General features: G+C 69.1%; 10 protein-coding genes. 7 read left to right on the top strand and 3 right to left on the bottom strand.

What is annotated here, in order from left to right:
• Positions 1-18: 18 nt before the first annotated feature.
• The 4 genes from P2P98_RS07665 (at position 19) to P2P98_RS07650 (ending at position 3,495) form a co-directional block, all read left to right on the top strand.
• On the top strand, positions 19-675 hold the full coding sequence (locus P2P98_RS07665) for a riboflavin synthase (protein WP_275798703.1): 657 nt from the start codon (positions 19-21) through the stop codon (positions 673-675).
• Complete coding sequence (ribA, locus tag P2P98_RS07660; protein WP_275798701.1) at positions 672-1,940, top strand: GTP cyclohydrolase II; 1,269 nt, start codon at positions 672-674, stop codon at positions 1,938-1,940. The genes P2P98_RS07665 and ribA overlap by 4 nt, the downstream gene beginning before the upstream one ends.
• Positions 1,940-2,413, top strand: a complete 474-nt coding sequence (gene ribH / locus P2P98_RS07655) for a 6,7-dimethyl-8-ribityllumazine synthase (protein ID WP_275798699.1) — start codon at positions 1,940-1,942, stop codon at positions 2,411-2,413. Before ribA ends, ribH begins: the two co-directional genes overlap by 1 nt.
• Positions 2,414-2,550: 137 nt before the next feature.
• On the top strand, positions 2,551-3,495 hold the full coding sequence (locus P2P98_RS07650) for a hypothetical protein (protein ID WP_275798697.1): 945 nt from the start codon (positions 2,551-2,553) through the stop codon (positions 3,493-3,495).
• Positions 3,496-3,504: 9 nt separating this feature from the next.
• Here the strand turns inward: P2P98_RS07650 and P2P98_RS07645 are convergent, their stop codons facing one another.
• The gene (locus P2P98_RS07645) at positions 3,505-6,153 is read right to left on the bottom strand and encodes an MOP flippase family protein (protein WP_275798695.1); all 2,649 of its coding nucleotides are present in this window, start codon (positions 6,151-6,153) and stop codon (positions 3,505-3,507) included.
• A gap of 121 nt (positions 6,154-6,274) precedes the next feature.
• Between P2P98_RS07645 and P2P98_RS07640 the strand changes: the two genes are divergently transcribed.
• Positions 6,275-7,123 carry a hypothetical protein gene (locus P2P98_RS07640; RefSeq protein ID WP_275798693.1) on the top strand — a complete coding sequence of 283 codons (849 nt, stop codon included), beginning with the start codon at positions 6,275-6,277 and terminating at the stop codon, positions 7,121-7,123.
• Here P2P98_RS07640 and P2P98_RS07635 read toward each other — a convergent pair.
• Both P2P98_RS07635 and P2P98_RS07630 read right to left on the bottom strand, forming a co-directional pair.
• Entirely contained in the window at positions 7,075-8,430 is a 1,356-nt protein-coding gene (locus tag P2P98_RS07635) for an O-antigen ligase family protein (RefSeq protein ID WP_275798690.1), read from the bottom strand. The two genes, P2P98_RS07640 and P2P98_RS07635, sit on opposite strands and share 49 nt — an antisense overlap.
• The gene (locus P2P98_RS07630) at positions 8,427-9,614 is read right to left on the bottom strand and encodes a glycosyltransferase (RefSeq protein ID WP_275798688.1); all 1,188 of its coding nucleotides are present in this window, start codon (positions 9,612-9,614) and stop codon (positions 8,427-8,429) included. Before P2P98_RS07630 ends, P2P98_RS07635 begins: the two co-directional genes overlap by 4 nt.
• A 199-nt stretch (positions 9,615-9,813) precedes the next feature.
• On the opposite strand from P2P98_RS07630, the gene P2P98_RS07625 reads away from it, so the two are divergent.
• Positions 9,814-10,167 (top strand): Fe-S protein, encoded by a 354-nt coding sequence (locus tag P2P98_RS07625; protein WP_275798687.1) that lies wholly within the window; start codon positions 9,814-9,816, stop codon positions 10,165-10,167.
• 169 nt (positions 10,168-10,336) lie between these two features.
• On the top strand, positions 10,337-11,785 hold a 1,449-nt coding region (locus P2P98_RS07620; protein WP_275798685.1), incomplete at its 3' end, for an MFS transporter.

Below are 11,785 nucleotides of genomic sequence, written 5' to 3'. Positions count from 1 at the left end.
AACGCAGGGAGATCACTGATGTTCACCGGAATCGTCGAAGAGATGGGCGCCATCACCGCGGTCGAACCGTCGGGCGACGGCGTGCGCGTGACCGTGCGCGCTCCCCTCTCGGTCTCGGATGCCGGCCACGGCGACTCGATCTCGGTCAGCGGCGTGTGCCTCACCGTCGTCGACCAGGGCGAGGACTGGTTCACCGCCGACGTGATGAAGCAGACGCTCGACATGTCGACGCTCGCCGACGTCGCACCGGGTCGCCCCGTGAACCTGGAGCGCGCGACGGCGGCGCACGGGCGCCTCGGCGGTCACATCGTGCAGGGCCACATCGACGGCACCGGCGTGGTGCGCGAGGTGCGTCCGGGCGCGCAGTGGAGCGTCGTGCGCATCGGCATCCCGAAGCACCTGGCTCCCCTCGTCGTCGACAAGGGATCGATCGCGATCGACGGCGTCTCGCTGACCGTGAGCGCCGTGAGCGATGCCCACGAGGCGGAGCAGTGGCTCGAGGTGTCGCTCATCCCCGAGACGCTCGCCGCGACAACCCTCGGCGAGGCGGTGGCCGGCACCCCGGTCAACCTCGAGACCGACATCCTCGCGCGCCACGTGCAGCGCATGCTCGCCTTCCGTGCATCTGAGAACCCCGCGGCTGACGCCGCATCGACCGAGAGGGGCTCCGCATGAGCCTGTCCACCATCCCCGAGGCCCTGGAGGCCCTGCGCGCCGGCCGGCCGATCCTGGTCGCCGACGACGAGAACCGCGAGAACGAGGGCGACGTCATCCTGTCGGCCGCGCTCGCGACCCCCGAAGTCCTGGCCTGGACCGTCCGCTGGTCCAGCGGGTACGTCTGCGCGCCCATGCCCGCCGAGTGGGCGGACCGCCTCGACCTGCCGCCCATGGTCGCGGTCAACGAGGACGCGCGCGGCACCGCGTACACCGTGAGCGTCGACGCCGCGTCGGGTGTGACGACCGGCATCAGCGCCGCCGACCGCGCCCGCACGCTCAACGTCCTCGCCGACCCCGAGTCGGTGCCGACCAGCGTCATCCGCCCCGGGCACATCCTCCCGCTGCGCGCCGTCGACGGCGGCGTCCGCGAGCGGGCCGGCCACACCGAGGCGGCGGTCGACCTCATGAAGCTCGCGGGCCTCGAACCGGTCGCCGCGATCGCCGAGGTCGTCGCCGAAGACGGCAGCATGATGCGCCTGCCCGGACTCTTCGAACTCGGCGAGCGCGACGGCATCCCGGTCATCACGATCGAGCAGCTCATCGGCTACCTCAACGAGACCGAGCCGCTCGATTCCGCGCCCGCGCCCCGCCGGCGGGTGAGCCTGCGCGCCGAGTCGAACGTGCCCACCACGCACGGCGTCTTCCGCTTCCTCGCGTACAAGGACCGCGTCACCGGGACCGACCACATCGCGGTCGTCTCGGGTGAGCTGGGCACGGAGGCCCCACTCGTCCGCGTGCACTCCGAGTGCCTGACCGGTGAGGCGTTCGGCTCGCTGAAGTGCGAGTGCGGCCCCCAGCTCGACGCAGCGCTCGACCGTATCGACAAGGACGGCGGCATCGTCATCTACATGCGCGGCCACGAAGGACGCGGCATCGGCCTCATCAACAAGCTGCGGGCCTACAACCTGCAGGAGCGCGGCCTCGACACGGTGGACGCCAACCTCGCCCTGGGCCTTCCCGCCGACGCGCGCGACTACGCCGCCGCGGCCGGCATCCTGGCCGACCTCGGTGTCGAACAGGTGCGCCTGTTGACGAACAACACCGACAAGGTGAACCAGCTGCGCGGTTTCGGACTCGACGTCGTCGAGCAGGTTCCGCTCCTCGTCGGCGTCGGCCCCAACAACCACCAGTACCTCGAGACGAAGCGCGACCGGATGGGTCACATCATCGCCGAGGACGACCTGCGCGACGCCCTCGCGCACATGAAGGAAGAGGACGCCTGATGGCTGGTAGTGGAGCACCCGAGACCGGCGGCGTCGACGCGTCGGGCCTGAACGTCGTCGTCATCGCCGGCACCTGGCACGAGGTCATCACCGACGGCCTGATCGCCGGGGCGAAGAGGGTCCTGGATGCCACGGGTGCCACGTACCGCGTCGTGCGCGTTCCGGGGTCCTTCGAGCTGCCGGTCGCCGCGAAGGCCGCGTTCGACGGCGGGGCGGATGCCGTCGTCGCCCTCGGCGTGATCATCCGGGGCGGGACGCCGCACTTCGAGTTCGTCTCATCGGCTGCGACCGACGGCCTCACCCGCATCGCGCTCGACGCGGGCAAGCCCGTGGGCTTCGGCGTGCTGACCCTCGACGACGAGCAACAAGGCCTCGACCGCGCCGGCCTGGAGGGGTCGAAGGAAGACAAGGGCGAAGAGGCCGCGGACGCGGCGATCCGTACCGCGCTGGTCCTGCGGGAGCTGCGCGGCTGATTTCGCGTGGGGGGCGGACTCTTCGACAGGATCAGGGACCGTCCTTCCAGCCCCACCGCCGGGGCACGCTCCCTCACCCGCCCTGACGATGGACCGGGGCCACGGGAAGTGGGGTGCCCGACGGCGACACTGGAGCCGTGCCCGCCCCCTCCCGTGCCCCCGTACTCCATGTCATCCTCCGAACCACTCCGAGTGAGAATCGCAAGAACCGTCCCGCGTGGTACAGCAAGGGCCGGTGTATTGCGTCGGTGTTCGCAGCGGCCGACCACGCGCGAGCGACGGGCATCGACGTCCGAGTGACCGTCGCCGTCGACGTCTCGTCTGGACTCGCCTTCCCCGGTTCCGTCCCCCGACTCCTGCGTCGCGCGGACGGGTTCCTCATCGTGCGCGGAGGCACCGCCGCGAAGTCGTGGCGCCCCGTCATCCGCGCCGTCCGATCGAGAATTCGGCCCGATGACGACGACCTCGTCTACTTCGTCGAAGACGACCACCTCCATCGACCGGAGGCTCTCCGACTGCTGGTCGATGGCACCGCCGACTACCGATTGCTGTACGCCCTCGCCTCGGAGCACGGCACCATCAGCCCGTTGCGCCCCGGATGGGCCCACGTCCCGGGGGGTACCTCGAGTTTCGCCGTGACCGGCCGGGCATTCCGGGAGGACGCCACGCGCCATCTGTGGATGTCGTGCGGCGGCGGTGCCTGGGATGAACTCTCCTGGAGGGCTCTGGGATCCCATGTCTCGAAGCCCGGGCTGACCTACGTCCTCGCTCCGTTCCACCCGACCCCGAAATGGCCACGCCCGTGGGGACTGCGCCCCCTCCGGCACGCGACGTTCCGGCTCCTCTGTCTCCTTCTCGCGCGCGGACGTCGGCGCTCCATCGAGCTGCGCCTGCCGATCCAGGTCACGCACTGCGAACAGGGGATGCTCGCGGGAGACACCGATTGGGCGAGCGTCGCCCTCTCGATGGACACGCAGCCGGATGCCGAGCCCGCGCCCGCTCACGTCTCGGACGTGATCAGAAGGATCCTTCCGTCCACGCGACGACGCGACACGCGCGCATTTCTCGCCGCGCTGGGCTGAACGTCGTCGTCAGCCGATGGCGAGCACGTCGATCAGACGCCGTGCGATGGCATCCCATCCGAAGCGCTCCTCGGCCACGCGGCGCGCGGCGCGGCGCCGATCGGTGTAACGAGGGTCGGTGGCAATCCGATCGACGGCATCCGCGAGCTCGACAGCGCTCGCGTGGGGTGAAAGCACCACACCGCCCGCCTCCGGTCCGACGACCTCGGGGATTCCCCCGCGCGCGACCGAGACGACAGGTGTACCGACGGTCATGGCATCCAGGAGAACCATGCCGAAGGGCTCTTCCCACTGGCACGGGTAGAGGAACACGTCCGCCTCGGCCAGTTCGGCCGTCATGAGGTCGGGCGGCACGAATCCACGGATGTTGACCGTGGCACCGGGGTGGCGTTCGCGCACCTTTTCGGCAAGCGAACGCAGAGTCCGCGTATACGGGGACTCTCCGACGGCCGCACCAGTCGCCTTCGCCCCGAATACATCCAAGACGACACTGCGGCGCAGGGCGAGTTCAGCCACCGCTTCGACAGCCTGCAGCGCCCCCTTCTCAGGGATCAGACGACCCGCGTAGGCGATCCTGAGCGGCTCGCCCACCTCGTGCCAGAGCGGCTGTGCACGCGAGACCGTGGCGCCGTTCGGTACGACGACCGCATCGGTGATGCTGAACTCCCGGCGCGCGAGCGTCGCCAAGTACTCGCTGCAGAACACCCAGGCGTCGACGGCCGATCGCACTTCGTCGAGGGTCGCGCGCGGCCACGACGTGCCGCATGTGCGACGGATCGCACCGACGGGATCGTTGTGCATGTGCAGGACGATTCGGCCTCCGTAGCCCGAGCGTCGCAGCACCGCCGCGTATGCCGGCTCGTTGTGCACGTGCACGACCGTCGAACGCCGGAGCACGGGGGTGAGCCACCACACCCAGAGACGGCCGGACAGCGTCAGAACACGGACGACACCGTCCGGATTGCGGCGGAGCAAACGCGCCACGGGGCGTGCCGCGACGCGGATGAGAGCGTCGAGAGAGTCGAAAAGAGGCAGGCGGACACGCACGGCGCCGTCGTCGAACGCGGAGTCACCGCGCGGGCAGAAGACTCCCACCGCGGTGTCGGCGGGAAACGCACCATAGGCGTTCCGGACCCACGACGCGATCGCCCCGCCGGTCCCATCGAAACGCTCGTCAGCGGGGAGCAGGACGGCGACGTCGAGGTCCGGGGCGCGCACGACCTTGGCGCGAACGGACTGAACGATCGCGCTCACCGTCGAATCACGACTGAGGAGCACGGCCAGCCCGAAGGCGCATGCACCGGCGACCACCTGCGCACCGAGTCGCACGAGCGGAGAGGCGACCTCTGTGAGCCACCCGACAGCGAGGACAGCCGCGACCGGCGGAAACGAGAGGACGATCGGTGTCACGCTGGCACGGAGATAGGCGCCTGGCGAGGTGGGCACGACGTGGTGGAGACACACGTAGCCGAGCACGTAGCTGACCACGGCCATGACGACCATCGACCACGCCGCACCGTCGACGCCCCACGCGAGCGTCATCCCCAGGATCAACGGCACGTTGACGATGGTTCGGCCGACGTTGAGGAAGACCCCGAGACGGAGATTGTCGGTGCCCGCGAGGAGGGAGCCGACCGGATAGCCGAGCGAACGGAGCGCCCCCGCCAGGGCGAGGACAGCCAGAACCGGCCCGAACGGGGCCCACTTCTCGCCGTAGACGACGGTCATCGCATCGTCCGCCACCAGGCTGACGCAGACCAGCACGGGGATGTTCAGGATGCCGACCAGCGTCAGCATCTTCAGGTAGGCGTCACGAACGCGCGTCTTGTCGTCCTGAATGATCGCGAAGTACGGGAAGAGCACGCGTGTGAGGATGGGGCTGACGCGTCCGGCCAGACTCACCCCGAGGGTGAAAGCCAGGTTGAAACCGCCGAGGGCGGCCGTGCTGACGAAGCGCCCGGTCGCGATGGTCGCGAGGGTGTTTCCGATGTAGTTCAGGACGCCGTCCGCCGACTGCCACACGCCGTAGCGCAAGAACCGGCGGAGCTCGGCGAGGCGGAAGTGCGCACGGATGCGCGCCACCCGTCTCGCCGAGACGACGAAGACGACCGTACGAGCCGCTGCGCCCAGGACGAGTCCCACGGCCGCGCTCATCGCCGCCCACCCGGCGAGCGCGAGAAGCACGGCGCTGACGAGCGACACGAGAGCGAAAGCCACGTCCGCGATGCCGAGCGGTCGGAAGTCGAGTCGCTTCTCGAGCACCGCACGGTGCGCCTGACCCGCCGCGGTGAAGACGAAAGCGAAGGCCGTCACGACGACCAGAGGAGCCGCAGCCGGCGCGCCGAACAGTGCCGCGATCGGTCCGGATCCGGCCCAGACGGCGCCGAACGCGATCAGGGCCAGCGCGAGGTTGGCCCAGTGGACGCTCGAGAGTTCACGGGACGTAACTCTTCGACGCTGGATGAGCGCGGCCGTGAGGCCCAGCCCGACGAAGATCTCGAGGAACGACGAGCAGATCAGAACGGTCGAGACCAATCCCATCTGCTCGAGATCGAGGATGCGGGCGAGGACCAGCATCATGGCGAGCTGGGCGGCAGAGGTCGAGAAGACGGACACCGCCGTCCAACTCGTGGCGGCCGTCGCGCGCGAAGCAGTCACTCGGACCTCCGGGAGCGGAAAAGCGGGGAATCGTCGGACGCGGTCGGGCGGTCACTTCACGATGCCTCCAGTGAAACAGCGGTATCCCGGGCGGCTCCCGCCGGCTGTTACGTTCCCACCCGTGCACGCGCGAAAGATCACCACGGCCATCGCCAAACGCCTCCGCATTGCGGGTTGGCGCGCCACAGCGGCGATCCGCCGTCGGCCCGTGGTGGGCGATGCTCCCGCGGTGGTGAGCCTCACCTCCTATGGGCATCGGATCGCCACCGTGTTCGCGGCGATAGAGTCCATCGGCGAAGGCTCCGTGCGTCCCCGACGGCTCATCCTGTGGCTCGCCCACGACGACCTCGACGCAGGCATCCCCCGCGTGCTCCGTGACCTGCAGCGCAGGGGACTGGAAGTGCACGGATGCGACGACTTCGGTGCGCACAAGAAGTACTACCCGTACGCGACGCGGTGGCGCGATGCGGAGGTGCCCCTGGTGACGGCCGACGACGACGTCCTTTATCCGCACCGGTGGCTGGAAACGCTCCTCGACCGGCATCGGGAGTATCCCCGGAGCACGATCGGCTATCGCGGTGAGGTGATGCGCTTCCTCGACGACGGCTCCGTGGCCCCGTACCGAACGTGGGGATTGAGCACGACATCGAGGCCGGACATCCGACTGGTGCTCAACGGAGTCGGCGGCGTCCTCTACCCGTTCGCCGTCCTCGAGGAGGCCTGCCGATACGGGACGCGCTTCCTCGACGAGTGTCCGCGCGGCGACGACCTCTGGCTTCATCGTGCAACCGTCCGCAGTGGATTCTCTCCGCGACAGGTGTTCGACACTCCCGTTCACCACCCCGCGGTGCCGGGCTCTCAGCGCACGGCGCTCATGGCGACGAACGTTCTGGACGGAAACGACGAGCAGGTTCGCCGCACTTACAGCGAGGTCGACCTCGAACGGCTGAGGGTGTCTACGACGTCGTGAGTGCTCGAGACGGCGACGACGATCGAGAAGAGGCTGAACCAGGTCAGCCACCCCAGGGAGTCGATCGCGTCGATGCGCAGAGGCGTCTCAGCGATCCCGCACCCCAGGAGCGTCACGGTCGCGAAGAGTCCGGTGCGACGCCCACGGCCCGTCGTGCGGAGCAGGCCGTACAACGCCGTCGCGACGACGCCCAGGAACGCGACCAGGGAAAGCAGCCCCGAGGTCGTCATGATGCTGACGAACTCGTTGTGACCGTGGTAGGTCGGAGAGCCGTGATCGAAGACGGCGAAGTGGCCTCCGACTCCGTAGTACTCCAGCCCCTGTCCGAACAGGAACGATTCCGTCGTCGCCCCCCAGGTCGCGCGGGAGATCATCCAGATCGACCCGCGCTGAGTGAATGCCTGCGGGTCGGACGTGCCGAGCGGAACCCAGAACGACACGATGACGAGACCGACCGCGCCGAGGGCGGCCACGAGGCCGGACAGGAATCGATCCCGCACGCACACGACGATGACCCCGATCACCGCGGCGCCCGCCACGCCGATCAGCGTGCTCCGGCTTCCCGTCAGGACGAGGAAGAACGTCAGCAGCCCGAAAGCCCCCAGGCGCACCCACATGCGGCGGAACAGGAAAACGAACGGCAGGGTGACGCCGAGCGCCAGCCCGAGAACGTTGCTCTGGCCGAACGGGCCGGCCATCAGTTGCGTGCCGATGAGCGCCTTCTCTTGGAGCACGACATCGGCTGCCGGCATCCAGGTCTTCCCGGACGGCAGCAGCAGAACCGAGATCGCGACGATCACCAGACCGACGGACCCGAGGACTCGAAGATCTTCCAAGCGGGGCTGAATGGACCAGATCGTGAGAGCGAGGAGGAGGGCGATCCGTGAGCCGGAGCGGAGCTCGCCACCCGATGCGGCCAGGTTCGCCACGGCGATGGCGGCGAAGAGCAGCATCATCGACGCGAGCGGCCAAAGGGGGCGGGCCCGCGCCGGGTCTCTCACGAGATTCCACACGACGATGCTCAGACAGCCGGCGACGCAGAGCGGCGCCCCCCAGGATTGCACCAGCACCCCGAGTTCCGTATCGGCGATACGTCCCGTCGACAGCCGGTCGGCCGGCAGGCGTCCCGCGATGATCAAGCTGACGAGCGGACCGGCGGCGCACCACCACCCGCCGAGAAGGAGGACCACGGCGAGTTGACGACGACGGCGGCGGTCTTCATCCGACGGAACGGGCGATGGCAGAGCGCCTGCTGCACCCGACGCGATGCGCAGGCGGTACCGGGATGCGTCCGTCGCCGAGGTCACGCGCCCACCCGCAGCGTCGTCACCAGGTCGCGGAGCATACGCCCAGTCGTCTCGGGATGGTGCGCGCGCAGGGCTGCGACCCCCCTCGCGCTCAGCTTCTGACAACGGTCGTCATCGCCCAACAGGGAAGACAGGTCCGCCCGCATCGACGACGCGTCGTCCGCGACGAGGAGGGCGGGCAGGAGAAAAGACAACCCGCGCGCCCCGATGGTCGTCGTGACGATGGGAAGGCCGTGGGCCATGGCCGGACCGATCTTCATGTTGACGCCGCTCCCGGAGAAGATCGGGTTCACGAAGACCCGGGCGCGGTCGTAGACCTCGGCGGCTTCACCAACCTCACCGAGGAATTCGACGCCCGCAGCGGAGCGGAGGAGTGATGTCAGCGCCGGGCTCGCGCGCCGGCCCGCGACGACGAGCCGCGTCGTGGGGTCCGCTTCGTGGAGCACGGAGAAGACCTCCCGCACGAACCACCGAAGCCCCTCCTCCGTGTGCGACGAGTCGAGCGCGCCGATGAATCCGATCGTTCGCCCCGGCTTCGGGCGCGCACGCGCGCGTGGCGCGATGTCGAAGGTCGGGGGGACCACTGACACGGGGATGCCCGTGCCCGCGTACGCGTGCTCGTCGGCCGGCGAGATCACCGCGGTCGCCGCGACGCCCCTCCACATCTGCTGGTGCCGCAGCGCCCTGCGGATTCGCGCGCTCTCGATACGGAGATAGATCCGCTTGGAACCGGTCGCGTGTGCCGCGAGCGATCGGTAGTACGCGACCTCGTCGTTGTGGCTGCGCAGCACGATCGGCGGACGGCCCAGTGCCGACGAGATGCGGCGAGCAGCGGGGAGTGTCCACTCGTGGCTGGCGACGATGGCGTCCACCGAGCCGGCACAGGCCCCCACGATCTCATCGACCACCGTGGGCGGCATCGCCCGGGACGACACCTGGTACGGCGAGGCCGGGTGCCGGCACGTCGCGCGGACGAACCCGCGCCGTGCGACGAACTGGACGGAGTCCGCCAGAGCCATCGTCCGGCGACGATCGTCGTCGCTGATCTGCTCACGATGAAAGACCACGAGGTGCACCGTGACGCCGGCGAGCTCGAATGCGCGGAGCTCACCCCACAGCTCGAGCCGACCGCCGCTCGTGAGGGGGTGGATGGCGTCGTCGGAGACGAAAACGATCTGGGGCACCTTTTCCTCCGACTTCGCGCGCTCGGGAGGGCACACGCCGTCCAGGGTCGCACCAGGGGGCGCGGGCCCCTTCCGGCTCACGGCTGTTTTCGCCCGAGCCGAGCCCCGAGTTCACGCGCTCGGGGCCGCTCGGCTTCGCACGTCGCGGTGAGGCCCGCCTTCCTGGCGTCGGAGCCGCGGGATCCCTACCCTGACCGGTATGGAGATCCTGCGTCACGCCGTCGTCCTCGTCCACCTCGTGGGGTTCGCGATCCTCTTCGGCGCGTGGGTCGTCGAGGCCGTGGCACGGCGGGTGCGCGTGACGCCGCTGATGAACTATGCCCTCGTGATCGCGCTCGTCTCGGGTCTGGCCCTGGCGGCCCCGTGGGGCCTGGATCACGACCTCAACTACACCAAGATCGGCGTCAAACTCGTCGTCCTCCTCGCGATCGGCGCGCTCCTCGGCATCGGCTCGGCGCGACAGAAGCGCGGCGCCGACCTGGCACCCGCGGTGTTCTGGCTTGTCGGCATCCTGACCCTGCTGAATGCCGCGCTCGCGGTGCTCTGGCGCTGACGCGTCCGCCCTCCCAGCGCGCGCATAGACTGAACGGTCGGCGGTCCCCATCCGGGATCGCCTCCGGGTGCTGTTCGGCGATCCCGGATGCCAGCACCCCCGGCATCCGTCCCGCCCCACCCCGCGCTCCCACGACGGACGCAACCGATCGCTCTCTCGTCAGGCCATCATGACTTCCTCATCCCCCACCGTCCCCGCGTCGTCCGCTCCCGCCAATCCGCGCTCCCGTGTCATCACCGCGAGCCTCATCGGCACGACGATCGAGTTCTACGACTTCTACGCGTACGCCACAGCCGCGGTCCTCGTCTTCCCCGTCCTCTTCTTCCCGACCGGCAACGACACGACCTCTCTGCTGCTCTCGTTCAGCGTCTTCGGCGCCGCCATGGTCGCCCGACCTCTCGGCGCGATCGTCTTCGGCCACTTCGGTGACCGCTTCGGCCGCAAGGCCACTCTCGTGGCATCCCTTCTCACCATGGGTGTCGCGACCTTCCTCATCGGATGCCTGCCGACCTTCAACGAGATCGGTGTCTGGGCGGCGATCCTGCTGCTGATCATGCGTCTCGCGCAGGGGTTCGCCCTCGGCGGCGAGTGGTCGGGCGCGGCCCTCGTGGCGACCGAGAACGCCCCGAAGGGCAAGCGGGCCTGGTACGGCACGTTCCCGCAGCTGGGTGCGCCGATCGGCTTCATCATCGCCAACGGCATCTTCCTTATCATCAACTTCGCCCTGCCGCACCCCGACGGCACCGCCCAGCGTTCGGCGGAGTTCCTCGCGTGGGGCTGGCGCGTGCCGTTCCTGTTCTCGGCCGTCATGGTGATCGTCGGCCTCTGGGTGCGACTCAAGCTCGTCGAGAGCGAGTCGTTCGCCAAGGCCGAGAAGACCGGCGTCATCAAGAAGTTCCCGCTCGGCGAGGCCATCCGCCGCAACTGGAAGCAGCTGATCCTCGGCACGTTCATCATGCTGGCGACGTACGTGCTCTTCTATCTCATGACGAGCTTCACGCTCTCGTACGGCACCAAGCCCACGGAGGCCGGCGCCGCCGCGGCCGCGGAGAAGGCGGGAACGCCTTTCGATGCGGCCGCGTACGTCCCCGGTCTGGGCTTCGGATACACCGACTTCGTCATCATGCAGATCATCGGCGTCGTCTTCTTCGGCATCTTCACGATGCTGTCGGGACCGGTGGCCGACCGTCTGGGGCGCAAGCGTCTGCTGATCGGGGTGACGATCGCGATCATCGTGTTCGGTCTGACGTTCTCGTTCTTCCTCACGCCGCAGACCGACGCGGGCTCCACGCGCCTCCTCGTCCAGGCCTTCCTCATCATCGGCTTCCTGCTGATGGGGACGACGTTCGGCCCGATGGGCGCGGTGCTGCCCGAGCTGTTCCCGACGAACGTCCGCTACACCGGCTCGGCGATCTCGTACAACGTCTCGTCGATCCTCGGGGCGGCCCTCGCGCCGATCGTCGCGGTGGCGCTCTGGGCGGCCGGCGACGGCAACCCGTGGCTGGTCGGCGTCTATCTGTCGGCGATGGGCGTCCTCACCCTCATCGCGGTGGTGCTCTCCCCCGAGACGAAGGACGTCGATTACGACGAGAACATCGCCGCCGGGGCGACCGCGCCG

Source organism: Microbacterium sp. Kw_RZR3 (assembly GCF_029222405.1).
Lineage (GTDB): Bacteria > Actinomycetota > Actinomycetes > Actinomycetales > Microbacteriaceae > Microbacterium.
The sequence above is the reverse complement of the archived record's forward strand: the minus strand, read 5'-3'. Positions and strand labels throughout refer to the sequence as shown.